The organism is Alteromonas sp. KUL150, assembly GCF_009811475.1.
In the GTDB taxonomy this organism is placed as follows: Bacteria; Pseudomonadota; Gammaproteobacteria; order Enterobacterales; family Alteromonadaceae; genus Alteromonas; species Alteromonas gracilis.
Map to the genome: position 1 here is coordinate 123,003 of NZ_BLIJ01000050.1, position 25,226 is coordinate 148,228.

A 25,226-nucleotide genomic window follows, 5' to 3' on the forward strand; every position below is an offset into this window, starting at 1 on the left:
TTAAAATGACAGCGAGCGAACACTTTCTTTATAAAAAAGGTTTGACTCACGCCAACGAATCCGTAAAATGCACCCCGCAGTCAAGGAGAGGTGGGTGAGTGGCTGAAACCAGTTCCCTGCTAAGGAACCATACGCATTACGCGTATCGAGGGTTCGAATCCCTCCCTCTCCGCCATTATCATTCGTTGGTAGTGACGGTCGACAACAAGTTTTTGCGCGTGTGTAGCTCAGCTGGATAGAGTACCTGGCTACGAACCAGGCGGTCGGAGGTTCGAATCCTTCCACACGCGCCACTTAATTTAAAAGCGTCACCTTTCGGAGTGAAATTCGAAAGTATACAAGTTAACGCGTGTGTAGCTCAGCTGGATAGAGTACCTGGCTACGAACCAGGCGGTCGGAGGTTCGAATCCTTCCACACGCGCCATATTGAGAAGCCCACCTTTAAGGTGGGCTTTTTCATTTCTGTTTATTACTATCTTTCTTTGTTAACACCTCTATAAGTGCATTGTTTAAAAAGTAAGCTAAGCTTTAACTGTTAATTGAGCAGTAATCAGCGAGGCAACTTATGTCACACCCATCCACTACTTTTCGATTTTTAGCAGAACCTACAGATGTTAACTTTGGTGGGAACGTTCACGGCGGTATCGTTATGAAATGGATAGACCAAGCTGCCTACGCGTGTGCAGCTCAATGGTCTAAATGCTATTGTGTTACGGTTTCAGCTAACGGAATCCGATTCATTAAGCCTATTAAAGTTGGTCAACTAATAGAGATTACAGCGTCTTTAGTTCATACAGGCGCATCAAGCATGCATATTTACGTTGTGGTGAAATCTGGCGATGCGACCGCAGACACAACGACGGTGGCAAATCGCTGTTTTATCACTTTTATGGCGGTAGATTGCGATGGTAAACCGGCCAACGTTCCTGCCTACATACCGGAAGACGAGCGGCACATGCAGCTCGAGTTAGTAGCCATGCACGCAAAAGATTTTGCAAAGCAGTTAGATAGTGACTTCTCAGACAATATAGGCTTTCATTAGATTATGCCTTACAAAATGAGCGATTGATGGGCGAGACCTAAATTCAGTTACTGATAGCTTATAGAGTCTTTGTTGCAATTTTATTAAGTAAAAATGCATTAAATTTCATATGGTGGCGTTCTGTAGGGTTTTTATTGGTTTTTTATGCTGTTTTGTTGTTTTTTAAAAAACCTCGTGATACTTATTCAAATACCAATATACAAACAGGATTGAATATGAATTCGGGATCCGTCAGTAGCTTGCTTGTTGAAGCGGGTTCATTAATGCTCATTGGAATGGTGTTCGTTTTCTCATTTCTCGGGCTTCTTATCGTAGGTATACACTTAATAGCGCGGTTTTGCGAAGCGTTCCCTGGGGAAATAGAAGAGCCCTCAGTTAATGTAAAAAGAAACAATCAAGCGGTACAACCTGGAATAGACGGAAATGTTATCGCAGCTATTTCCGCAGCCATCCATACCCATCGTCACAATTCAAAAAAATAAGCCTAATCAGGAGTTACCATGTCAAAGCCTCTGGCCCTTACCGAGCTAGTCCTGCGTGATGCCCATCAATCGCTTCTTGCTACGCGTATGCGTATCGAGGATATGCTTCCCATAGCGGAAAAATTAGATAAAGCTGGCTTTTGGTCGGTAGAGTCATGGGGAGGTGCTACTTTTGATGCATGTATTCGTTACCTAGGCGAAGACCCTTGGGAACGGATTAGAAAGCTTAAAGCGGCAATGCCTAACACTAAACAACAAATGCTCCTTCGCGGGCAAAACCTGCTGGGATATCGCCATTACGCTGACGATGTAGTGACACGTTTTGTCGAACGAGCCCACGAAAGCGGCGTTGACGTGTTCAGGATCTTCGATGCCATGAACGACATTCGTAATTTAAAAACAGCGATCAAAGCAACGATAGACAGCGGCGCACATGCTCAGGGCACTATCTCTTATACTGTCAGTCCAGTTCATAACCTTAAGCTTTGGTTAGACATGGCAAAACAGCTTGAAGATTTAGGTGTTCACTCTATTTGCGTAAAAGACATGGCCGGGCTTCTAAAGCCTTATGAATGTGAAGCATTGATTACTGGCTTAAAAGAGACGGTGAGCGTGCCTATTGCTATGCAGTGTCACGCAACAACGGGGCTTAGTACGGCAACGTACCAAAAAGCGATTGATGCGGGGATTGATATGCTGGACACGGCAATCTCTTCAATGAGCATGACGTATGGCCACAGCGCAACAGAAACTATGGTGTCTATTGTAGAGGGCACTGAGCGCGATACCGGCATATCGCTACCTGAGCTTGAGGATATTGCTAGCTATTTCAGAGAGGTGAGAAAGAAATATAGCCAGTTTGAAGGCAGCCTTAAAGGCGTTGATGCGCGAATTCTCTTAGCGCAAGTGCCAGGCGGAATGCTAACCAATATGGAAAGTCAGCTTAAAGAGCAAGGCGCTGAGGATAAGTTTGAGGAGGTACTTAAGGAAATTCCTAGAGTGCGCGAAGATTTGGGGTTCATCCCGCTTGTCACTCCAACATCACAAATTGTGGGCACACAGTCGGTACTTAACGTGCTTACTGGCGAGCGCTACAAAAGTATCATAAAAGAAACGGCTGGCGTACTGAAAGGCGAGTACGGTGCTACGGCTGCTCCGGTCAACAAAGCATTGCAGGAACGTGTGCTTGATGGCGCAGAGCCAATAACGTGTCGTCCTGCTGATAACATTGCACCAGAACTTGATACGCTTAGTAAAGAACTTGATGCTTTGGCAGAGAAAAAGCAACTTTCTCTGGCAGAGGATAAAATTGATGATGTGCTTACTTACGCATTGTTTCCCCAAATCGGCCTTAAGTTTATTGAAAATCGCGGTAATCCAGATGCATTTGAACCAGCGCCTGGTGAACAAGACTCAGCAAGCTCTAGTCCATCGCAGCCGGTTAAAGCCACGTCAAACGTAAAGGCATCTAACTCGTCAGAAACTTATGATGTCAATGTAGATGGTAAGGTGTATCGCGTCGAAGTTGCTCCTTCTGGTACCTTAACAAGTGTGACTCCTGCTAGCGGTGGAAATACGCAGCCCCAAGTTCCAGCGAGTAGCGCAGCACCAGCTGCTGCAGCCTCGTCAGAGTCTATTGATGCGCCATTAGCGGGTAACGTGTTTAAAATCTTGGTAAGAAACGGTGACAGCGTATCAGAAGGTGATGTGGTGATGATCCTCGAAGCCATGAAGATGGAGACTGAGATTCGTTCAGCATACACCGGGACAGTTACCGACATTGTCGTAGGTGAAGGTGATGCTGTAACAAGTGGCCAACCGTTAATCTTATTGGGGTAATGCATGGATAAGTTAATGGTACTTTGGGATAGTACCGCGCTTGCGCATTTTGAAGCGGGCCAGCTAATAATGATGGCCGTAGGCTTTGGTTTACTGTACCTAGCCATTGTGAAAAAGTTCGAGCCATTGCTTTTATTGCCCATCGGTTTCGGTGCGTTGTTGACGAATATTCCGATTGCTGGGTTTTCTGAAGCGGGTGGTTTGCTTCATTACATCTATAAAATCGGCATTGATACCGGCGTATTTCCGCTACTCATTTTTATGGGTGTCGGCGCAATGACGGATTTCAGTGCACTTATTGCAAACCCTAAAATGTTGTTACTTGGCGCAGCGGCGCAGTTTGGGATTTTTGCAACCTTGTTTGGCGCTATCGCTTTAAACCTGATCCCAGGTTTCGAGTTTACGTTAAAGGATGCAAGCGCTATTGCTATTATAGGCGGCGCAGATGGGCCTACGGCGATTTTCTTAGCTTCGAGGCTTGCTCCCGACTTGCTTGGTGCTATTGCCGTAGCCGCCTATTCCTATATGGCATTAGTGCCTATTATCCAGCCACCAATTATGAGAGCTCTGACGACAAAAGAAGAGCGCGAGATAAAAATGGGGCAGCTTCGACCAGTATCAAAGCGCGAAAAAATCATTTTTCCTTTAGCTGTGTTGTTTATGACTATCTTGTTCCTACCAGCTGCTACACCGCTTGTGGGCATGTTCTGTTTTGGTAACCTAATGAAAGAGTGCGGTGTTGTTGATAGGCTTAGCAAAACTGCTCAGAACGAACTTATAAATACGGTTACGATATTTCTCGGTTTGGCGGTTGGTTCAAAGCTATCAGCCGAAGCATTCCTTACCGTTGAAACTTTAGGTATCCTGGGCCTTGGTGCTATCGCATTTGGTATTGGTACCGCCGCTGGAGTACTTATGGCCAAGCTAATGAGCAAACTTTCAGGTGGGAGCATCAATCCACTCATTGGTGCTGCGGGTGTGTCTGCGGTACCTATGGCTGCGCGAGTGGTAAACAAAGTTGGCCTAGAGGCCAATCCCCACAACTTCTTGTTAATGCATGCAATGGGACCTAATGTCGCGGGTGTATTGGGGAGTGCTGTAGCTGCAGGGATCTTATTGGCGCTAGTAGGCTAGTCACAAATCTGGTTAAGATCGACCTGACTATTTAAACGTTAATTATAGAGAGGGGCGCGTTAGCCCCTTTCTGCTATCTTTAGGCTTATCGAAGGGTTTGTTGAGGAACAAGAGATTGATAAGCCGTAACTAATTTCTTGGTGCGAATGTGCTGCGGCCACCTGAAAATAGTTTCTGTTTTGCCTTCTTCTACAATTTCACCGTTCTCCATTACAATGATCTTATCGGCGATATGCCTCACAATACCAAGGTTATGGCTTATAAATACGAAAGCTAAACCGAGTTCTTGTTGTAGCTGCAAAATCAAATTTACCGTTTGAGAGCGTATTGAAGGGTCAAGCGCAGCAAAGGGTTCATCGGCCACTAGCACCTTAGGTTTTAATACAATCGCTCTGGCAAGGGCAACCCTTTGCTGTTGTCCATCGGACAGCATGTGGCGGTAAAAATAGTAGTGCTCTCTTAGTAGACCCACTTTCACCAACATGTCTTCTATGATTGGTTTTCGTTCGGCTTCAGACAGCCCAGTATTTAGTCGCAACGGTTCATCTAAAATCTTTCCTACAGGCACAGCGGGGTTCATGGATTCACTGCTATGTTGCAAGATCATTCGAATATCGTGGGTGCGTTTTTGCTTGTTGTCTTTCGACTGATACTTCGCTAAATACTTGTGTGTGTTAATTTCAATTTCACCAGCATCGGCGGGTAAGGCGCCAACCAAAAGTTTTGCAAGCAACGATTTTCCAGAACGGTTTTCACCGATAATAGCGATTGTTTCTCCACGCTTTACACTCAGGTTTACCGGACCGAGTTGAAACACTTCTGGGCGTTTTAACCAGCGCTTTTTCTCGTTGTGAATAAAAGTGAGGTTTCTTACCTCCATAATATCCATCACAGCTTCTCCATGTGTAACGGGTAGTGGCAGCTATAACTGTGATCATGAATCTTTCGTACGGCAGGTGTTTGAACGCATGCTCTTTGTGCGCGAGGGCAGCGAGGACCCAATCTACAGCCAATAGGTAAATGCTGAAGTGTAGGAATAGAGCCGCTCAACGTAGGCAAAAGGGATTTTGGCGGTAAGTCTTTCCTGAAACTCGGAGCACTGTCGAGTAACGCTTTAGTGTAAGGGTGAAGCGGGCGCTTTTTAATGTGTTTCATTTTTCCCGATTCGACGGTTTGACCCGCATAAAGCACCGTCATTGAGTGGGACATACTGGCAATGGCTAACAAGTCATGACTAACAAACAATATCGACAAAGAACGGGTTTGGTTCAAGCGAGTAAAAAGCTTCAAAATTTGAGTTTTGGTCGTCGGCTCCATACCGCGGGTAGGATCGTCGGCAATCAGTAATTTAGGCTGAGATACTAACGCCATGGCAATCATGAACTTCTGACCTATATCCGCGGGTATTTGATGCGGGAAAGCACTTAAGTAGTGTTTGTGGTGTTTAATCCCTACTTTGTGAACGGTGCTAATAGCAATTTTTTTACGATGCTGAGCTCTTTGCCAAAACCAACTGCCCTCCACAAACTCATCGGGAATACTTTCTTCTAGCTGCTCTCCTAGCGTGGCTGAGGGGTCCAAACTTGCCTGAGGGTTTTGAAATACTACCGCGATTTCACGGCGCATTACTTCACGACGCTGTTGTGAAGACATGCCTAAAAGGTTCTCACCATTCCAGCTCATCCTGTCGGCGGTTAAATGCCACTGATTGGGAAGGGCACCACAAATTGCTGACACAATAAGGCTTTTGCCTGAGCCCGATTCACCGACTAATGCACGAATCTCCCCAGTACTTACAGATAAATTCACTTTATCTAAGGCTTTAATCGTGCCTTCACTACTCTGCATTTCTAGCGTGAGATTTTTAATATCAAGCATCGGCATATTAATGACTCACTCTTTTTCTCAGTGCAGAACGCAAACCATCGCCCACAATGTTGACTGATAAGACCATGAAAAATATTGCCATGCCCGGAACTGCGACATTCCAAGGAGCCAAATAAGTAACATCTAAACCATCAGCTAGAATTACGCCTAATTCGGGCAGGGGGGATTGGGCGCCTAAGTTAAGAAACCCTAATGCTGAGATGTCGATAACCGCAATGGAAAGGGCAAGCGTACCCTGTACAACGAGCATTTCAGTCATATTGGGTAAAATGGAATGTACAAAAAGCTGCCATTTGCTCGCGCCATCCAGTTTTGACGCTATGATGTATTCCTTCTTCATTTCAGCGCGTACGAAGCTGCGTGTGTGATGAACAAACTGAGGGATCAACGCCAGCGTAATCGCCCACATGCTATTGACCAAGCCAGTACCTAAAATCGCTACTATGATAATAGCAATAAGCAGTGTTGGAATAGCCATTAACGCATCTAAAAGGTGGTTGGCTACGCTAGAGCGAACACCCCGCAGCATGCCGGCAAATGCGCCCAAACTAACGCCCATTAACATAGCAAGAACGACGGTGATAAATGCCGAACCTAGCGTTACACGACAGCCATATATTATCCGCGTAAATAGGTCACGCCCAAGCGCGTCGGTACCAAACAGGTAAGAAATGGAACCATTTGCCATCCAGCTAGGCGGTATCAGCAGACCATCGATGTTTTGCTCTAGCGCATCATAGGGCGTGATCAAAGGGGCAAACAGCGCAAATACAACGAAAAGCGCCAACATAATTAGGCCTAGCATAGAAATGTGGCTAGCTCTAAATGATGCCCATGTCCGCTGCCACGGCGACGGATGGAACTCTTCGTCGTATAGACTAAACTGCGGCACGTTCGTATTTCTCTCTACTAGGGTCAATGACTCGGTTAAACAAATCGACGAGAATGGTTAATGTTATGACAACGGTAGAAACCGCCATCATTCCTATCCGTAGGGCAGGGTAGTCACGCTGATAAATGGCTTGAATTAGCCAGTTACCAATACCGGGCCACGAAAATAAGGTCTCCACGATCATAGCATTTGTTATGAGGGTGGTAATCTGAATCGCCATCAACGGCAAAATTGGCAGTAAGGCGTTGCGCAAAATGTGGCGAAAGAATATTTGCCAGCTTGAAAGGCCTCTAGAAATTGCTGCAGCAATATAAGGGCGATGCCTCACATCGATAACAGAACGCCTTGTTATTCTAGCCATAGACGCTGTAGCAATTGCGCCAATAGCAAAGGTGGGCAATGCTATGTGTGAAAGCGCATCTTTTAATGCCAAGGATTTGTTTTCGATATCTGCAAATAATATATCGACAAGAATAAAGCCTGAAACAGGCTCAATGTTATACAGCAGGCTGATACGGCCAGATAATGGAGCCACGTCCATCTGTAAGCTGAATACAAGGATGAGCAGTAGCGCAAACCAAAAAACCGGGAACGAATAAATCGTGATACTGGCGCTGTTGATTAAATAATCTGAAGTTGAGTAACAACGAATTCCTGCGTAATACCCCATCGGTATCCCAATAAATAATGCCATTAGCATTGCGTATGTTGCCAACTCTATTGTGGCTGGCATCGCTATTCCCACCTCATCTCTTAGCGGTAGGCCTGAAGTAAAACTATACCCCCAGTCACCTGTTAGTAAATTGCTTACATAGTAAAAGAACTGATGTACGTAGGATTGGTCTAATTTAAACTGCTTTTCTAACGCGGCGCGTTGAATTTCATTTTGCGGTACCAAGCCTGTCAGATTTTCTAAAACGTCGCCTGGAAACAGGTAGGCCAAAGAAAACGAAATAATCGCTAATACAAGAAGCGTTAATATAAATAGCGTGCAATATCTAACGAGAATCTGGGTCACAGTGTTTTTTCTACTCCACCAAAGCGCACGCCGCCAAAGGGATTTATAGTTAACCCCTCCAGTTCGCTTCTATACGCCTGATAACGATAAGCATGGGCGATGGGTACCAGCGGTAAACGTTCATACAGCAGTCGGTTTACTTGTCGATAAATGGCTTTGCGCGCTTCAATATCATCAGTCTTAAGGGCATCGTTAATTAATTTATCATAATCTGGGTTACACCACATGGCTCTGTTAGTGCCAGAGGGAATAGCGCCGCAGCTCAATAATGGGCGGTAGAAGTTATCGGGGTCACCGTTGTCTGCGGACCAACCTATTAGCACAGAGTCGTGTAACCCTTCTCGTAAGTGCCGCCTAAACGTAGCCCAGTCGTAACTTACAATCGTTGCTTCAACGCCCACATCTCTTAGATATCGCTGGATCAGTTCTGCCATTTTTGTTGCATTAGGGTTATATGCGCGCTCTACCGGCATGGCCCAGATAGTCATTGAAAAGCCGGGTTCTATTCCTGCGTCAGCAAGCAGTTTGCGGGCTAATACAGGGTTGTAGGCGGTGTCGTCAGCATCATTTTGAAATGCCCAACTGGCCGCGGGTAACAAAGTTTTTGCCCGAATAGCACTGTCAAAGTACACGGCCTCTAACAAAGTATTTTTATCGATAGCCGCTGCCAGCGCACGCCTTACATCTGGGTTGTTAAAAGGAGGGCGTTGAGTATTAAACGCCCAAAACCCGATATTCAACCCCGGTTTCTCTGCCAGAATCAGGTCTTCCTTCGCACGAATAACTTCAAGTTCGGTTTGCGCCGGAAAGGCGGTGGCATCACACTCACCGGTCATTAACTTAGCTAGTCGAAGTGAGCTTCGAGGCGTAATATCAAAAATAAGCTGTTCTACGGCCGAGTATTCGCCCCCATTTGACTGAAAGCTAGAAGATGCGGGGGGCGAGGCATTCTCAGGTTCTTTGCTAATTTCAGTATTAGTTTGTTCAGACGCGTTTTCACTGTCCTCTGAGGATAAAGACAAACGCCAATAATCTTCGTGGCGACGATACTTTATAAAGTGATCTTTTCGATAGCTTTCAAACTTAAATGGGCCTGTTCCAACAGGCAGTTCATCAATTTTACTTGGGCTACCGGCTTGCGATAGCTGGCTGGCATATTCTTCCGAAAGGATCACCGCAAAATCAGTGGCTAGATTAGCCAGAAAAGAGCTATCGCGGCGCTTAAGCGTAATTTCTACCCGGTAGCCATTTACGCGCTCCACTGACTCAATGTTTTGTGCAAGGCCAATGCTTTCAAAATACGGATAGCGCCCGCCTGATATATAGTGATAGGGATGAGATGTGAGTCTCCACCTGTCTATACTAAAAAGAACGTCATCAGCGTTAAAATTTCTTGTCGGCGTAAAGTAATCAGTGCTGTGAAACCACACATCTTTTCTTAGTTGAAATGCGTAGGTCAGGCCGTCGTTAGTCACTAGCCAACTGCTCGCTAAACTTGGCACTATCCGTCCAGTCTCCGGGTCAAAGTCAAGCAGACGGTCGTAGAGTTGATGGGACGAGGCATCTGATGTTGTGCTTGAGGTATCTAATTGAGGGTTGAATGTAACTGGGTTGCTTTCCGAGCAGTAAATAATTCCCGTATTGTAGAACGCTTGTTTATTCTGTTTAGCGCAGGATGCAACGACAAGCGCCGTACACAAACATAATGACAAACGCTTCACCAAACCATAGGACATGCTTTACGCCTCGACGTTTTCAGCGGAAGAATCTAGTAAGTTATATTTCTTGAGATAGCCTCGGAGCTGATGGTATGTCAGGCTCAATTTCTCAGCCGTTTTCTTTTGATTAAACTGACTGTCTGCAAGAGCCTGTTTTATCATATCTATCTCATATTGTTGAGAGCGTTCTTTCAAATCTATGGGATATTCGACGATTTCTTGCTGATTATTGGGTGCTAGAGGAGAAACATCAGCTTTTTCAACAACAGCATTTGCTATAGGTGTGTCGGTTTGGGTATCGTGCTGGGGCAATTCAGCGCTTTTCACTCTGTCATTGGTCTTTACTCGACCTTTAGGGCGAAATGCAGATTCAAAAGGATCCAAAATAATTTCATGCACAGGTAAATGAGGGTTATTGGTTCTATATACTGCTCGTTCGACCACGTTTTTAAGTTCTCGGATATTACCTGGCCAGTCGTATTCTAGAAGCGTTCGTTTTGCTTTTTCCGTAAAACCGCTAAATAACTCCATCTCCATTTCACGTGCCATATTGATAGCGAAATTTTCAGCCAACATCATGATATCTTCGCGACGTTCGCGAAGAGGGGGAATAGTAATCACGTCGAAGGCAAGTCTGTCGAGAAGATCAGCGCGAAACTCCCCTGCTTCAGCAAGCGCGGGCAAGTCTTCGTTAGTGGCTGCAATAAGGCGGACATCAGTTTTTACTGATTTACTGCCACCTACGCGTTCAAACTCACCGTACTCAACCACCCGGAGAAGTTTTTCTTGAATAAGCCCAGATGTGTTTGCTAACTCATCTAAGAAGAGTGTGCCGTTGTGGGCTACCTCAAAGCGACCTTCACGGCGTTTTGATGCACCAGTAAACGCGCCCGCCTCATAGCCGAAAAGTTCACTTTCGAGCAGGCTTTCGTTCAGCGCTGCACAATTGAGTTTGATGTAGTTCTGATCCCAGCGCTTGGATAGAAAATGCAGACGCGCTGCAATGAGTTCTTTACCCGTGCCTCTTTCGCCAATAACGAGTACCGGTTTATCGAGCGGTGCAATTTGTGAAATTTGCTCCAGAACTTCTAAAAAACTATTCGCTTGGCCAAGCAAATTATCTTGTTGTCGATACCTACTCATTAAATCCCTCAAAAGTTAGTCATTTCGACCAATTAATAGTGTAGAGCAAAAATTATTGATAAACGAGTATTATTTGAATATAAAAAAATCTATTTAAAATAGAAGGTTAGCGCGAGAGTAAAGTTGGCAAGTATATTGAATACTATCAATACCAAGAGAAATCTATTTATCACGAGTGGTGTTTTTAACACTGACTATTTTTAGCAAGAGGTAATTATTATGGGTATCTTCTCGCGTTTTACAGATATTGTGAATTCAAATATTAATGCGCTTTTAGACAAGGCGGAAGATCCTGAGAAAATGGTTAGATTAATCATTCAGGAAATGGAAGACACATTGGTTGAGGTACGCTCAGCATCTGCGAAGACATTGGCCAATAAGAAAGAAATCGTCAATCAGATTTCAAAGTACGAAAGCGACGCAAGCGACTGGGAAGCGAAAGCTGAACTAGCGTTAAGTAAGGATAGGGATGACCTGGCGCGTGCTGCACTGCAAGAAAAGAAAAAGTCCGCTGAAGCTGCCGAAGTATTGAGCAAAGAGTTGGCAATTGTCGATGAACAAATAAGCAAGCTTCAGGATGAAATTGGTCAACTTCAAGAAAAGCTGGCCGATGCGAAGAGTCGTCAAAAAACGATTATTATGCGCCAAAAGACGGCGAGTTCTCGTCTTGAGGTGAAAAAGACGCTAGATAGCACTAAAGTAGATAATGCAATGGGGCGTTTCGAACAATACGAGCGCAAAATTGATGACCTTGAGTCGCAAGTCGAAGCCTACGATTTAGGGAAAAAGACATTGCAGGATGAGTTCGCTGAGCTAGAAGCTAGCGACAAAGTAGAAGACGAACTTGCAGCACTTAAAGCGAAAGTAAAAGGTGCAAGTAAAAGCACTGAAAAATCAGAATAAAAAGAATAGGGTGGGCCCTCCTGATGTTCGATTTACAGGAGGGTAAGTACATCAGAGTTTGTAGGAGAGATTGAGATGGATGAAGGTACAATAGCAGTGTTGGTTATGCCCCTTGTGGTGTTCTCAATATTTGTTGCTCCGATTTGGCTTATTTTGCACTACCGCAGTAAAAAACAAGTTAATCAAGGACTAAGTGTAGAAGAGCACGCCGCTTTACAGGATCTAGCTGAAAAAGCTGAAAAGATGAGTGAACGCATCGAGACGCTAGAGGCAATTCTAGACAGTGAGGCGCCTGAGTGGAGGAATAGAGCATGAGAAACGGTAAGCAGCTCTATCGTAATCCAGAGAATGCGCGAATAGCTGGGGTGTGTTCAGGTGTTGCCGAATATTTTGGTTTAGAAACGTGGTTAGTAAGGATTTTAGTTGTTACCGGATTCTTTCTACTAGCCGGACCTTTCATATTTGTCGCCTATATCGCCGCGTGGTTTATTCTCGATAAAAAACCAGCGGGATTGCAGAGTAACGCGGCAGCGCCAGTATTCTCAAAAGGGAAAGGTTGGACAAACCCAAACGCCGGTCAGGTAAAAAGCGCCAAGGTAGAGGTAAAGACCAAAGTGTGGCAGGCTGGAGAGCCTCCGAAACAAGCGTTCCATGACATACGCAATCGTTTTGAAAAAGCTGAAGTACGTCTTCGTAAAATGGAAACATATGTGACCTCTCGAGAATATCAGCTTAACAAAGAGATAAGTCGCCTTTAATTTTGTCTTAAATCTCGCAAGCTAAACGCATTTAAGCCGCTTCTTTGAAGCGGCTTTTTAGTATGTAAAACAATACCTTAAATCTGCATTGTAAAACTCTTGTTACAGCTAAATCATAAGCCACATTAGGCCGGCTGCTTTTCGCCGTCCGGAATTTCATTACACTGATATCCAAGTTACACAACACTTATTGGTTAAAGAAGTTATGCCAAAAGCTACGCAATATCAGTCGAGACAATCGGATGACAATGGCATCATTCATTGGTCAGATGAAGAGAATCAAATCTGGTCCGAACTTTATGCTAGACAAATACCATTAGTAAAAGAAAGAGCGTGCCAGCAGTATCTGGACGGGCTTGATTTACTAAAACTCGACGAAAAAGCAATTCCTCAACTACCGGATATCAACAAAGTATTGATGGAGCAAACAGGTTGGCAAACCGCTGAAGTTCCAGCGTTGATTAATTTCGGGGAATTCTTTAGGTTGCTGGCTAACAAACAGTTTCCAGTAGCAACATTTATTCGCACGAGAGAAGAGTTTGACTATCTTCAGGAGCCGGACATCTTTCACGAGGTATTTGGCCATTGTCCGTTGTTAACGAACCCTGCGTTCGCGCACTTCACACACACCTACGGAAAATTAGGCCTTGCTGCGAGCAAAGAAGACAGAGTATACCTGGCGCGCCTTTACTGGTTCACCGTAGAGTTCGGTTTAGTGAGAGCTAGAGATGAACTGAAGATATATGGCGGCGGCATTCTATCCTCCCCTGGTGAGACAATTTATGCGTTAGACAGCGATACGCCTTTGCGCAACCCGCTTAGCGCAATCGACGCGCTTCGCACTCCATATCGCATTGATATTATGCAGCCGCTTTATTACGTATTGCCTGAGTTTGATTATCTTTTTGAGCTTGCCGAAATGGATATTATGGCACTTGTAGAAAAAGCAAAGTCTCTTGGGTTATTTTCCCCGCTTTTCCCTCCGAAAGAACAAAAAGCAAGCTAGCACTATTGTTAAAAAAATGTGTTTTGTATAGGATGCCGCGTCAGAAGAGCGGCATCTTTGTTTCTGATGTTCAGTGACCCTAATTTACTTGCCTTTAGAAGCTTTAGCGCCTTGGTTCCTTAAAATTTAAACTTCTGTAACATTTCTCTTGTTATCTTTTTGTAAAAGTATGATACTCTGTACATATATGTTTACAAAGTAGCCTTAGCACCCTATGCGTCTAGAAATAAGTTGTCAGGACCGTCTTGGGATCACTCAAGATGTATTAGATATTCTCGTTAATAAAGAAATTGATTTGCGCGGTATAGAAATCGATCCGGCGGGAAAAATTTTCCTAAATTTTCCCAACATTGAGTTTGCCGATTTTCAACACCTCATGCCCCAAATTCGTCGAATAGATGGAATTGATGATGTTAAGACCACGCTTTTCATGCCAGGAGAGCGAGAGAAGAATCAGCTATCTGCTATTTTACGCACCTTGCCAGATCCTGTTTTTTCTATCGATGCTAAAGGTAACATTTTACTTTGCAATGAAGCCGTATGTGCAGGACTTGAAATTCCATACAGTGAAATTGAGGGCACCGAGATAGGCGAGGTAGTGAAGGGATTTAACTTTACTAAATGGATGGACGGCAAATCTCCGGGGCCGCAATCTTCAAAAGTAAAGTTCATTCAGCAGGATTATCTTGCCGATATGCTTCCTATTACCGTACCTGATGGCGATCAAAACATGATCATGGCAGGCGCTGTGGTCATATTGAAATCTGAAATGCGACTAGGTCAACAGTTCACTGCGTTTCACCAGTCGCCAACAGATAGTTTCGATCGTTTCGTTGCTCAATCACCGTTAATGAAGCGCGTGGTTCATGAAGCGAAGCAAATTGCTGACTTAGACGCTCCAGTACTCATATTTGGGGAAACCGGTACGGGAAAAGAAATGATAGCCCGAGCCTGCCATCAGTCTAGCCGTCGCAGTGAAGGGGCATTTTTAGCGTTAAATTGCGCTTCGTTACCGGATAGTGTGGCTGAGACCGAGCTCTTTGGTTATGCGGCAGGTGCCTTCAATCAACCGAATGCAAAAATAGGACTGTTAGAGCAGGCCAAAGGCGGCACACTTTTACTGGATGAAATAGCCGACATGTCTTCTCAGCTGCAAGCTAAGTTACTTCGGGTTTTAGAAGATGGTGAATTCAGAAGAGTGGGAGACTCAGAGCCAGTAAAAGTAGACGTTCGATTTATCTGCACGACATGTCGCGACCTTGGTCAACTTGTAGAAGAGGGACGATTTAGAAAAGAGTTGTATTATCGCCTAAACGTGCTCAGTCTGGTTATGCCGTCTTTAAAAGACCGCAGGCAAGACATTGTGCCATTAGCTGAGTCTTTTATCGTTCAGCACAGCACTAAATTAGGGCGACGCCCAGCAAAACTGAGCAAGTCATGCGTTGATTTTCTTCAGCAGTATCCGTGGCCTGGCAACGTAAGGCAGTTACAGAACGCCTTGTATCGTGCTTTGTCACTGCTGGACGGAAAAGAAATTACAAAAGAAGATATCCAGCTTCCAAGTTGCGCACCGAGTGTTACCTACATTGATGAAAACTTTGAAGGTACATTAGACGAAGAAGTGAAAAAATTTGAGAAGGACTTGTTAAAGCGTCTTTATCCTTCCTATCCAAGCACACGGCAGTTGGCTAAAAAACTTGGGCTTAGTCATACAGCTATTGCTAATAAACTGCGTGAGTACGGCATAAACAAAGCAACGGTAAAGTTATAAATTTTCGCAGACGACGCGCTTTTTCTAGTGTTTAAATATCACACTAAAAAAAGCGCGCCTGTCTATTGCTAGCAGGCCCTCACGAACGCCTCGTATTCCTGTTACGAAAAATTTACATCCTGCTCGACGCCTGCCCAATATGGCTGCAAGAGTATTACGCGAACTTACAGCGTACACCCTTTATTACAGCTAAATAAAACTTCGTACATTGAATGCTTCTCAATGTGTATCAACTAATGGCATAACTATACCTATGTAAATATAGTTGCTCGTTGGCCCTTTTGAATAGTGTGTACTTCTCAATCGACTAAGCCGCTTTAAGAAAACGCAAAGGCCAATTGAACGACAATCTTCGAGGGAATTTTAATGAAACTAGCCACCTATAAAAATGAAACACGAGACGGCTGCCTTATGGTGGTGTCGAAGGATCTTTCTCGAGCGTGCAGCGCGCAAGATATTGCACTGACAATGCAAGATGCTTTGGATAACTGGAAGGAAATAGCGCCTCAGCTACAGATGAAGTATCAAGCGCTTAACGATAATAGCTGCGACAGCGTGCCGTTTGATGAATCTCGCTGTGAGTCACCGCTGCCAAGAGCCTATCAGTGGGCAGACGGAAGCGCGTATGTTAACCACGTAGAGCTAGTAAGAAAGGCGCGCAATGCAGAAATGCCCGAAAGCTTCTGGACTGACCCGCTAATGTATCAGGGTGGTTCAGATGATTTTATTGGACCAAAAGACGACATTATTTTACCTAGCGATGATTGGGGAATTGACTTTGAAGGTGAAGTTGCGGTGGTCACTGACGACGTGCCGATGGCTTGCACACCTGAGCAGGCTTCAGAACAAATTCGACTAATTATGTTAGTCAATGACGTGTCGCTTAGAGGGTTGATTCCTGGCGAATTAGCAAAGGGTTTTGGTTTCTTTCAGTCTAAACCCGCATCGAGCTTTTCACCTGTTGCTGTAACACCAGATGAACTAGGCGATGCATGGAAAGAGAGCAAAGTACATTTGCCTTTACGTTCCACCTATAACGGTGAATTGTTTGGAAAGCCTGAAGCTGGGCAAGATATGACTTTTGATTTTGGTCAACTTGTAGCACATGCAGCTAAGAGTAGGAATTTAGGTGCGGGAGCTATAATTGGTTCAGGTACCGTGTCGAATAAACAAGGCACTGACCATGGCTCAGCGATTGCTGAAGGCGGTGTGGGATATTCCTGCATAGCTGAAGTACGCATGATTGAAACAATCAGAGACGGAAAGCCATCTACACCGTTCATGCAATTTGGCGATCGCATTCGTATAGAAATGCTGGATAAAGAAGGAAACTCGGTTTTTGGTGCTATCGAACAGCAGGTAAAACCGCTTAGTTAGTTTTACATGTGGAAACTACCTCAGCATTGGCAAGTCTATATTTTTAGCTGGGGCAGTTTCCAAAAGGCTTTTTCAATACTGCTGGTCTATCGCTATTTCTCGGCGATTTGACAGATTATGCTTAGGCAATGGAGTCGTTTATCAGGCAAACGTAACATTGTTTAAAGCACTGTAATTAACGTGTAATCAATGACAGGTGTTGTTATTTCATGAGTATTAAACTTTACGGCTACTGGCGCTCAACTGCGTCTTATCGAGTTCGCATTGCGCTTAACTTAAAAGGCGTCGAGTATGAATACGTGCCGATACATCTTGTAAATAACGGCGGCGAGCAGCATAGCAGCGAATACAGCCGTCTTAATCCCGCACACTTGGTACCTACCTTCGTTGACGAAGATGAAGATATCATTCTGAATCAGTCTCTATCGATTATTGAATATCTTGATGAAAGATATGAAAGCGATTATCAACTTATTCCAGAGCACCGCACAGAAAGAGCAAGGGTAAGAGCGCTGGCGCAAGATATAGCCTGTGACATTCAGCCAATAGGAAACCTTCGCGTATTAAACGCTTTAAAAGGAAACTTTGAAGCAACACAAGAGGATGCTGAAAGATGGGCGGCCCATTGGATAACACTGGGTTTTGACGGAATTGAAAAACGACTTCAAACCCAAGCTGGTAAGTATTGCTTTGATTTTGATGTGACGCTTGCTGATATTTGTTTAGTACCGCAAGTTTACAATGCGCAGCGGTTTAATGTAGATATGAGTCGCTATCCGCTGATCAGCAAAATAGCAAAAAACTGTAACGAGTTGAGTGAATTTGAATTGGCTAAGCCCGAGAGTCAAATCGACGCGATTTAAATAGTTGAGTCAGAGTAGTAATGTACTCTGACCCTATAATTTTGATTACTGGCGTTTTATTGGTAGTTCAGTCGTATTCTTAACTTGCTTCAGTGCAAACGTAGAGCTTATATGGTCTACCAAAGGAAGATGTGTCAATTTCGTCTTCAGTAAAAACTCGTATTCTTCAATACTCTCCACGATGACTTTCAATAAGTAATCTTTTTCGCCGCTTGTGGTATGACACTCCACTATTTCGTCGATGTTCTGCACGGCATTTTCAAAATCGGTTAACGAGTCACCGTCGTGGTTTTTGAGCGTCACATAAATAAAAACCGACACACCCAAGTTAAGCTTTTTACTGTTAAGAAGAGTGACTTTACCAAGAATAATGCCATCAGCTTCCATTCGTTTTACCCGCCTCCAACATGGAGTATGAGACAAGCCTACACGTTGGCTCAAGTCAGCCATTGACACCGTGGCGTCTTGTTGAAGAACGCGCAAAATCTCACGGTCAAATTTATCCAATTTCATTAACACTGTTTCCGTCATTTTTATGATGTTTATTATATATCAAAAAAAAATCTAGGATAGCCATCCTAGAAAAATTGTATTCAATTCTATTGCGTTTCAGTTTGTAAATTTCATTAACAAACTTTGCAAGGCCTGTCCTCTGAATTATCGGATACACTTTGCAAATATTGATGATCCTCGCGTGGCCGGTAAGTGTAACGCAAAATATCATCACACTCTCATATCAGCCCAATCTGGATGCGTGTACTTTTCGTGACAGCATCATATTGGGTAGGTTTCAACTCATCACGGTTTTAATAGGGAATATATGTCAGTTTTTGATCACCCAGAGTTCGATAAACACGAACATGTTGCGTTCTATCACGATGAAAAAGCGGGCTTAAGTGCCATTATTGCTGTGCACAACACCAATTTGGGACCAGCACTCGGTGGTTGTCGCATGTGGCCCTACGTAAATAGTAGTGAGGCTTTAACTGATGTGTTGAGATTATCTAAAGGCATGACCTATAAAGCGGCAATGGCTAACCTTGCGCTTGGTGGTGGTAAATCTGTAATTATCGGTGATCCGAGAAAAGCAAAAACGCCTGAAATGATGAAGGCGATGGGTAAGTTTGTAGAGTCTCTTGGGGGCAAATACTTCACCGCGGAAGATTCAGGTATATCGGTAACTGATTTACAGACAATGGCGACTGAATCTGATTATATCGCTGGCGTTAATGCAAAATATCATTACTCAGGCGAAGTGCCTGATGGCAACCCTGCGCCCTCAACTGCTTACGGGGTGTTTGTAGGGTTAAAAGCGACGGTAGAATATGGTTTGAAGCGAAGCTTGGATGGTGTGAGCGTTGCTATTCAAGGTATGGGCCATGTGGGCTATCGTTTGGCGAAACATCTGCACGAACACGGGGCTAAACTCTACGTTGCTGACATTTACCCAGAAGGTGTGGAGAAAGCAGTTGCTGAGTTTGGTGCGACAGCTGTGGCACCGGAAGAAATATTAAGCTTAGATGTTGATGTACTCGCACCTTGTGCATTGGGAGCAGCTATCAACGACCAGACCTTACCGGCAATAAAGGCAAAAGTCATTGCCGGCGCTGCGAATAACCAACTTGCCCGTGAAGACATGGGAGAGCTACTTCAGCAGCGTGGAATTCTGTACGCGCCTGACTATGTGATTAATGCAGGTGGTGTTATTGATATTTTCCATCAGCGAATGGAATCAAGTTCCAATGAAGCGTTGCGCGCACACATAGAGCAAATTGGCGATACGCTCAAAGAAATTTATGAGCGTGCAGAGCAGGACGGCGCAGCAACCAACCGCGTTGCAAATGTCATTGCAGAAGAGAGATTTACTATAAAGGGTTGAAAACTCTCGGCCAAGTAGTCATAATGCGCCCCGCACTCAAGCAGGGGCGAATGGCTCTGCACTGAATGCGATTTTCTATGGTGGGCTTTTGGTCCTCCCGCAATGATACTCTGTGAACTCGGTCAGGCCTGGAAGGGAGCAGCCGCAGCAGACGACTCATGTGCCGGGATGTGGCTGGAGGCCTGCCACCCAAAATCCTCTATTCTTAAGTTCTTTCGCTTTTCTTATTCTTCTCTGTTTCATCCAAGTATTTCAGTGCTTTACTAATGGCGTGCTCCACGTTCATTTCCATTTGATTACGCTCGCTTTGCGGTAAATAAAAAGCCATATCTACCTCATATCGAATATAACGAGGTGGGACTTGATTTAATGCCAAACAACACAAGTCGGCTAGGTAGTCAGGGCTTTTGGTTGTATCCAATCCTAACTTGGTAATTCGTTCTAATACCAGGTGCTCATAATAATTATGAATGTCGTCATCTAGCTTCATGATTCTTCCCCATATAAATCTGACAGCGCTCTAATGTTGTCGTTTTGACCTAAGCTACAGTAATTTTTATCAGATGCAGCATCCATTTTTAGCTATGGACACATTTTTATACGCACACAGTGGTATAACACAGCATTTGGATGTATGTCCTTATAATGTATAGCTTGTATTCTGTGGATGTCGAGGTGACGATAATAGAATTACTACCAGTCCGCATAGATAATCACCCACTCAGCGAGACTTAAATAAGCGCAAAAAGGCGAGAACGACATGAAAAAGAATATAGAGCCCTGCTACTACGGCGACTACCTCCAGTTAGATAAAATACTGGGGGCGCAAGACCTCCAAAGTGAAAAATACGGCAATGCGGCGCACGAGGAGATGTTGTTCATTATCGTCCATCAAGTTTATGAACTATGGTTCAAACAGGTACTTCACGAGCTCAATGCGGTTATTGATACCTTCAATCAAGAAACGGTGAAAGATCAGCAGTTGACCTTGGTTGTGCATAGACTACATAGAGTCATACAAATTCAAAAACTAATGAACGATCAAATTGCCATCATGGAAACCATGACACCGCAGCAGTTTCTGTCGTTTCGAGATTACCTTGTCCCTGCATCTGGGTTCCAAAGTATCCAGTTTAAACGTTTAGAGATTTCGCTCGGCTTAAAACGAGACTTTAGAATCGACTTCGATAAACAAAGCTTCTATAACCGCCTTACAGACAAAGATAGGGCACTACTCGAAAACCTTGAAAGTAAGCCTAGTTTGTTTGAGCTAGTAGATAAATGGCTGTCGAGAATGCCACTTTTAAAAACCGAGGGGTTCGACTTCTGGCAATATTATAAAAATGCGACAGACGAAATGTTAAATGATGATCATCATACCATTTCAACCAACGACATGTTATCTGAGACAGAGATGCGCCAAGAGTTAAAAGATTTGAAAGCGACTAAGGAGAACTTCGATGCTCTGTTTGACGACGCTAAATTTGAAAAACTGAGGGGCGAAGATAAATTTCGTTTAAGTCATAAAGCATTGCTTTCGGCGCTATTTATCAAGCAGTACTCAGAAGAACCCATTTTTAATCTTCCTTTTCAGCTCATCACTGCTCTGACTGAAATCGACGAACAACTCACTATCTGGCGCTATCGCCACGCGATGATGGTTCAGCGAATGCTGGGCACTAAAATTGGCACAGGAGGCTCTTCTGGACATCATTATCTCAAGAAAACGACTGAATCAAACCGCATCTATTTAGACTTCTTTAACATGGCGACTTTTCTACTACCTAAAAGTGCGTTGCCTGACTTGCCAGAGACTGTAAGAAAGCAATTGGGCTTTTATCTGCAGTGATAAAAGAACGAATGGCATATTTTACGGTGATTTACCAAACGACAGACGTCACCAAGTGAAGTTGTAGGGCGCTTATGCTGTAACTGAAGACCTAACCCTTGGTGCCAACCTTCATTTCTGGACCGGTCGTCCAATCAATGCGTTTGGTTACCACCCAACAGATATTTTTGCTCAAGCTTATGATTCAGAGTCATTCTTCGCAGGTGGTGAGCCAGCACCGCGTGGTTCTCGTGGCCGTACTAGCAGCTATTACTCTATCGACGTTTCTGCTTCCTACAATATCGATATAGGTGAAGAGCAGAAGCTGGTTGTTAGAGCGGATATTTTCAACCTTCTTAACAACGACCGCGTTACAGAAGTTAATGAAATATATGATGATGAGGGTTCAGCTGATCCAACAAATCCTGACGTGAACCCGAATTACGGTCTGCCAACTGCGTGGCAAACTCCTAGATATGTTCGTTTCAGCGTGAACTACTCGTTCTAGAGAGCAGACTTAATCAACATTTAGGGCAGGGGTGAGGTGATACTTTAGTTGTATCCCTTGCCCCCATTAATTGGAATACAAAAATTAAACTGTCAGTTCGTTTTTTGCACTGCAAATGTTAAATGTAAGTTAATATTTACGGAAAAAGGCGAAAAGACAAAAAAAAATTGAACTTTTACGGAACACCCGTCTGATCCCAGTTGACCGCTCGCTTAGGATGTGGTTATTATCAAAGTGAGGCTTTGACCTTACTAATAATAATTCGTTATATAAACGATTTAAGAAACACACACTAAGAGTTTTAGTGGTCCAGGGAGACAATACATGTTTACAAACTCTAAGCTGGCTAAGTCAGTGAAGTTAGCGTGCGCATTCGGTGCAGCATCAACTATCGGCTTCACAGGCGCAGTTAACGCACAGGAAACCGAAGAAGCAGCGGACGCAGTAGAAAAAATCGAAGTAACGGGTTCTCGTATCCGTCGTACCGACATTGAAGGTGCAAACCCAGTTACAGTAATGTCACGTGTTGACATAGAAAAATTTGGTGTTACGTCAATCGGTGACGTTCTTCAAGCAATTCCTTCTGCAGGTTCTGCTATCAACACCAACAATAACAACGGCGGTAATGGTACAACTACTATTAACATCCGTGGTATTGGTTCAAACCGTACACTAGTTCTTGTTAACGGCAAGCGTTGGGCCCCAGGTATTGGCGGTTCTGTTGACCTTAACAACATTCCAGCTGCAATCATTGAGCGTATCGAAGTACTGAAAGACGGTGCTTCAGCGGTATACGGTTCTGATGCGATTGCGGGTGTTGTAAACATTATTACTCGTCAAGATTTCGAAGGCGTTCAAGCATCTGGCTACATTGGTCAGTGGGATGAAGGCGACGGTAATAAAGAGCAGTGGGACATTGGTTTCGGTACAGCTAACGACAAAGGTAACGTTTACTTCAACATCTCTTACGTTGAAGAAGAGCCAACACTAGCGGGCGACCGTGAAATCTCTTCAGTGCCTACCTTTGGTACTCCTGCAGGTTTTGGTGGTTCATCTGCTCCTCCTCAAGGTCGTTTCTTTACGTTTGACCAAGATGACAATGCGTTCAGCCAGCAGGGTGACGGCAATGGCGGCCTAGAGCCATGGGTTGAGCCTACAAGTCGCTTCAACTTTGCACCGTTTAACTATCTATCTACGCCGCAAGAACGTACAAATATCTACACTCAGGCACGTTATGAGCTTACAGATAACGTATCTGTTAACGTAACGGGCTTCTACGGCAATCGTAAATCAGAGCAGGCTCTTGCGCCTACGCCACTGTTTTTGGGTACCGCGTTTGCTGAAGATGCTACATTAGCTGCTAATCATCCGTTCAATCCATACGGTGTGACAGTAACGACGGATCCAACTATCCTCGCGTCAGATCCTACATCTCGTGAAATGTTCTTATTCGGCCGTCGTATGATGGAAGCGGGTTTCCGTAGCTTCAGGCAAAACGTTGACCAGTTCCAGTTCAACGGTGGTTTTGACGGTGTATTTGAATTTGCTGACCGTGAATTCTTCTGGGATGTTAACTACACTTACGCAGACATTACGCAGAACACGTCAACTGAAGGTCTACTTAACATGGACCGAGTGAGAAGCGCACTTGGTGATCCTGCAAATTGTACTGGAGAGTGCGTTCCACTGAACTTATTTGGCGGTGCACCTGAAGTAATCGGTGAAGGTACAATCACGCAAGAAATGCTTGATTACATTACTTTTACTGCGCAAGACGAGCTTAACTCATCGCTTGAGAGCTACTCTGCAAACATCTCCGGTGAAGTATTTGAACTTCCAGCAGGATACTTAGCATTCGCTGCGGGTTACGAGAAGCGCTGGCAGTCAGGTTACGACCAGCCTGATGCAATCATTGCTGCAGGTATCACTTCTGGTAACGCGCGTTTACCTACCTCAGGTTCGTTCAGTGTTGAAGAAGCTTACCTCGAGCTTGCAGTTCCGCTACTTTCAGATATGCCTGGTGTAGAGCAACTAGACCTAGAACTTGCTACTCGTTATTCTGACTACAGCAACTTCGGCGATACAACTAACTCTAAAGTTGGTTTGAAGTGGCGTATAAACGAAGACCTACTTGTACGTGGTACATGGTCTGAAGCGTTCCGTGCACCTTCTATCGACGAGTTGTTTAGCGGTAACAGCGACGCATTCCCACCGCTAACGGATCCATGTAACGGCGGTGCAGCGGGTAACCCTAACCTTCCTGGTTGTGCGGGTATTCCAGCAAGTTATGTTCAGCCTAACTCACAGATTCGCATCACCGTTGGTGGTAACGCAAACTTACAGGCAGAAGAAGCTGAAAGCTTTACTTATGGTTTCGTTTACTCACCTGCGCAAATTGAAGGCTTGTCAATCACGTTCGACGTGTTCGATATCGAAGTTGACCAGGCTGTATCTTCAGTGGGTGCGCAAACCATCCTTAACGCGTGTGCTGAGACAGGTGAAACACTTTGCTCACTAATCACTCGTGGTGCCGGCGGTAACGTTGTTGACCTATTCAACGGTCAAATCAACCTGGGTGGTCAAACGACTTCTGGTTTCGATTACAACGTAGCGTACAACTTCGAGACTGAATACGGTGATTTCCGTATAAACTGGGATGGTACATACATTGATGAGCGTTCATTAATTGTTGTTGACCCAGTAAGCGGTACTTCAGAGACCTTTAACGATGCAGGTCAAGCGGGTGACCGTGACGTTGTTCCACGTCTACGTACTAACTTAGCACTTACTTGGAACTACGACGATTGGACAGCTAACTGGTTAGTGCGTTACATCGGTAACACGACTGAGCTATGTCAAATCGACGGCGGTGCACTTGATCAGCAGCTATGTAGTGATCCGGTTGATCCAGCTGCAGAAGAAGGCGATAGCTTCAACGAGCTAGAAGCAATGGCTTATCACGATGTATCGTTAGGCTATGCAGTTAATGATAACCTTCGCATTACTTTAGGTGTGAACAACTTGTTCGACACCGATCCAGAAGTTTCTTACTCGACGTTTGCTAACAGCTTCGATCCGTCTATGTATGAAATCCCTGGACAATTCTTCTATTCACGCGTAAACGTGACCTTCTAATAGAAGTGTAGAATGAACTAAGAAAAAGCCTCTTCGGAGGCTT

Annotated in this window: 22 protein-coding genes, 3 tRNA genes and 1 other RNA gene; 18 read left to right on the top strand and 8 right to left on the bottom strand. The window is 44.5% G+C overall.

Going from position 1 to position 25,226, the window contains the following annotated elements; all coding sequences use genetic code 11:
• Positions 1 to 84: 84 nt before the first annotated feature.
• From GVO62_RS12115 to GVO62_RS12145, 7 genes are all read left to right on the top strand, one after another.
• Positions 85 to 175 (top strand) — tRNA-Ser (locus tag GVO62_RS12115).
• Between the two features lie 41 nt (positions 176 to 216).
• Positions 217 to 293 (top strand) — tRNA-Arg (locus GVO62_RS12120).
• Positions 294 to 347: 54 nt separating this feature from the next.
• Positions 348 to 424: transfer RNA gene (locus tag GVO62_RS12125), tRNA-Arg, on the top strand.
• A gap of 141 nt (positions 425 to 565) precedes the next feature.
• Positions 566 to 1,042, top strand: coding sequence for an acyl-CoA thioesterase (locus GVO62_RS12130; protein WP_159119462.1), 477 nt, complete (start codon positions 566 to 568; stop codon positions 1,040 to 1,042).
• Between the two features lie 215 nt (positions 1,043 to 1,257).
• Positions 1,258 to 1,524: an OadG family protein gene (locus GVO62_RS12135; protein WP_105930268.1), complete on the top strand. Its 267-nt coding sequence runs from the start codon at positions 1,258 to 1,260 to the stop codon at positions 1,522 to 1,524.
• Between the two features lie 18 nt (positions 1,525 to 1,542).
• Positions 1,543 to 3,363: a sodium-extruding oxaloacetate decarboxylase subunit alpha gene (gene oadA, locus GVO62_RS12140; RefSeq protein WP_159119463.1), complete on the top strand. Its 1,821-nt coding sequence runs from the start codon at positions 1,543 to 1,545 to the stop codon at positions 3,361 to 3,363.
• Positions 3,364 to 3,366: 3 nt separating this feature from the next.
• Entirely contained in the window at positions 3,367 to 4,497 is a 1,131-nt protein-coding gene (locus GVO62_RS12145) for a sodium ion-translocating decarboxylase subunit beta (RefSeq protein WP_159119464.1), read from the top strand.
• A gap of 85 nt (positions 4,498 to 4,582) precedes the next feature.
• On the opposite strand, the gene GVO62_RS12150 is transcribed toward GVO62_RS12145, so the two are convergent.
• Genes GVO62_RS12150 through pspF form a run of 6 tightly spaced genes read right to left on the bottom strand, consistent with a single transcriptional unit; the run spans position 4,583 to position 11,155 of the window.
• Positions 4,583 to 5,386, bottom strand: a complete 804-nt coding sequence (locus GVO62_RS12150) for an ATP-binding cassette domain-containing protein (protein ID WP_159119493.1) — start codon at positions 5,384 to 5,386, stop codon at positions 4,583 to 4,585.
• Positions 5,386 to 6,381: a peptide ABC transporter ATP-binding protein gene (locus tag GVO62_RS12155; protein ID WP_105930162.1), complete on the bottom strand. Its 996-nt coding sequence runs from the start codon at positions 6,379 to 6,381 to the stop codon at positions 5,386 to 5,388. The genes GVO62_RS12150 and GVO62_RS12155 overlap by 1 nt, the downstream gene beginning before the upstream one ends.
• A 1-nt stretch (position 6,382) precedes the next feature.
• Positions 6,383 to 7,276, bottom strand: coding sequence for an ABC transporter permease subunit (locus tag GVO62_RS12160; RefSeq protein WP_159119465.1), 894 nt, complete (start codon positions 7,274 to 7,276; stop codon positions 6,383 to 6,385).
• Positions 7,263 to 8,294 carry an ABC transporter permease gene (locus GVO62_RS12165; protein WP_173359461.1) on the bottom strand — a complete coding sequence of 344 codons (1,032 nt, stop codon included), beginning with the start codon at positions 8,292 to 8,294 and terminating at the stop codon, positions 7,263 to 7,265. The genes GVO62_RS12160 and GVO62_RS12165 overlap by 14 nt, the downstream gene beginning before the upstream one ends.
• Positions 8,291 to 10,030 (bottom strand): ABC transporter substrate-binding protein, encoded by a 1,740-nt coding sequence (locus GVO62_RS12170; protein WP_159119466.1) that lies wholly within the window; start codon positions 10,028 to 10,030, stop codon positions 8,291 to 8,293. The genes GVO62_RS12165 and GVO62_RS12170 overlap by 4 nt, the downstream gene beginning before the upstream one ends.
• Positions 10,031 to 10,033: 3 nt before the next feature.
• A complete protein-coding gene (gene pspF, locus GVO62_RS12175) occupies positions 10,034 to 11,155 on the bottom strand; it encodes a phage shock protein operon transcriptional activator (protein ID WP_159119467.1) in 1,122 nt (373 codons plus the stop codon).
• Positions 11,156 to 11,374: 219 nt separating this feature from the next.
• Between pspF and pspA the strand changes: the two genes are divergently transcribed.
• The 7 genes from pspA to maiA all read left to right on the top strand — a co-directional run bounded on the left by pspA (position 11,375) and on the right by maiA (position 17,833).
• Positions 11,375 to 12,058 carry a phage shock protein PspA gene (gene pspA / locus GVO62_RS12180; RefSeq protein ID WP_159119468.1) on the top strand — a complete coding sequence of 228 codons (684 nt, stop codon included), beginning with the start codon at positions 11,375 to 11,377 and terminating at the stop codon, positions 12,056 to 12,058.
• A 75-nt stretch (positions 12,059 to 12,133) separates the two neighbouring features.
• A complete protein-coding gene (pspB, locus tag GVO62_RS12185; RefSeq protein ID WP_105930157.1) occupies positions 12,134 to 12,373 on the top strand; it encodes an envelope stress response membrane protein PspB in 240 nt (79 codons plus the stop codon).
• Complete coding sequence (pspC, locus tag GVO62_RS12190; RefSeq protein WP_105930156.1) at positions 12,370 to 12,816, top strand: envelope stress response membrane protein PspC; 447 nt, start codon at positions 12,370 to 12,372, stop codon at positions 12,814 to 12,816. Before pspB ends, pspC begins: the two co-directional genes overlap by 4 nt.
• 205 nt (positions 12,817 to 13,021) lie before the next feature.
• Positions 13,022 to 13,822 (top strand): phenylalanine 4-monooxygenase, encoded by an 801-nt coding sequence (phhA, locus tag GVO62_RS12195; protein WP_105930155.1) that lies wholly within the window; start codon positions 13,022 to 13,024, stop codon positions 13,820 to 13,822.
• Between the two features lie 214 nt (positions 13,823 to 14,036).
• Positions 14,037 to 15,593, top strand: coding sequence for a transcriptional regulator TyrR (gene tyrR, locus GVO62_RS12200; RefSeq protein ID WP_105930154.1), 1,557 nt, complete (start codon positions 14,037 to 14,039; stop codon positions 15,591 to 15,593).
• 366 nt (positions 15,594 to 15,959) lie between these two features.
• A complete protein-coding gene (locus tag GVO62_RS12205; RefSeq protein WP_159119469.1) occupies positions 15,960 to 16,970 on the top strand; it encodes a fumarylacetoacetate hydrolase family protein in 1,011 nt (336 codons plus the stop codon).
• Between the two features lie 209 nt (positions 16,971 to 17,179).
• Positions 17,180 to 17,833, top strand: coding sequence for a maleylacetoacetate isomerase (maiA, locus tag GVO62_RS12210; protein ID WP_159119470.1), 654 nt, complete (start codon positions 17,180 to 17,182; stop codon positions 17,831 to 17,833).
• 45 nt (positions 17,834 to 17,878) lie between these two features.
• Here the strand turns inward: maiA and GVO62_RS12215 are convergent, their stop codons facing one another.
• On the bottom strand, positions 17,879 to 18,346 hold the full coding sequence (locus tag GVO62_RS12215) for an Lrp/AsnC family transcriptional regulator (protein WP_071817410.1): 468 nt from the start codon (positions 18,344 to 18,346) through the stop codon (positions 17,879 to 17,881).
• Positions 18,347 to 18,653: 307 nt separating this feature from the next.
• On the opposite strand from GVO62_RS12215, the gene GVO62_RS12220 reads away from it, so the two are divergent.
• The gene (locus GVO62_RS12220; RefSeq protein ID WP_159119471.1) at positions 18,654 to 19,712 is read left to right on the top strand and encodes a Glu/Leu/Phe/Val dehydrogenase dimerization domain-containing protein; all 1,059 of its coding nucleotides are present in this window, start codon (positions 18,654 to 18,656) and stop codon (positions 19,710 to 19,712) included.
• Positions 19,713 to 19,798: 86 nt separating this feature from the next.
• Positions 19,799 to 19,895, top strand: an RNA gene (ffs, locus tag GVO62_RS12225) — signal recognition particle sRNA small type.
• Between the two features lie 22 nt (positions 19,896 to 19,917).
• On the opposite strand, the gene GVO62_RS12230 is transcribed toward ffs, so the two are convergent.
• Positions 19,918 to 20,202 carry a late competence development ComFB family protein gene (locus tag GVO62_RS12230; protein WP_159119472.1) on the bottom strand — a complete coding sequence of 95 codons (285 nt, stop codon included), beginning with the start codon at positions 20,200 to 20,202 and terminating at the stop codon, positions 19,918 to 19,920.
• Positions 20,203 to 20,472: 270 nt separating this feature from the next.
• Between GVO62_RS12230 and GVO62_RS12235 the strand changes: the two genes are divergently transcribed.
• Both GVO62_RS12235 and GVO62_RS12245 read left to right on the top strand, forming a co-directional pair.
• On the top strand, positions 20,473 to 21,561 hold the full coding sequence (locus GVO62_RS12235; protein WP_159119473.1) for a tryptophan 2,3-dioxygenase family protein: 1,089 nt from the start codon (positions 20,473 to 20,475) through the stop codon (positions 21,559 to 21,561).
• An 811-nt stretch (positions 21,562 to 22,372) separates the two neighbouring features.
• Complete coding sequence (locus tag GVO62_RS12245; RefSeq protein WP_159119474.1) at positions 22,373 to 25,183, top strand: TonB-dependent receptor; 2,811 nt, start codon at positions 22,373 to 22,375, stop codon at positions 25,181 to 25,183.
• Positions 25,184 to 25,226 lie beyond the last annotated feature (43 nt).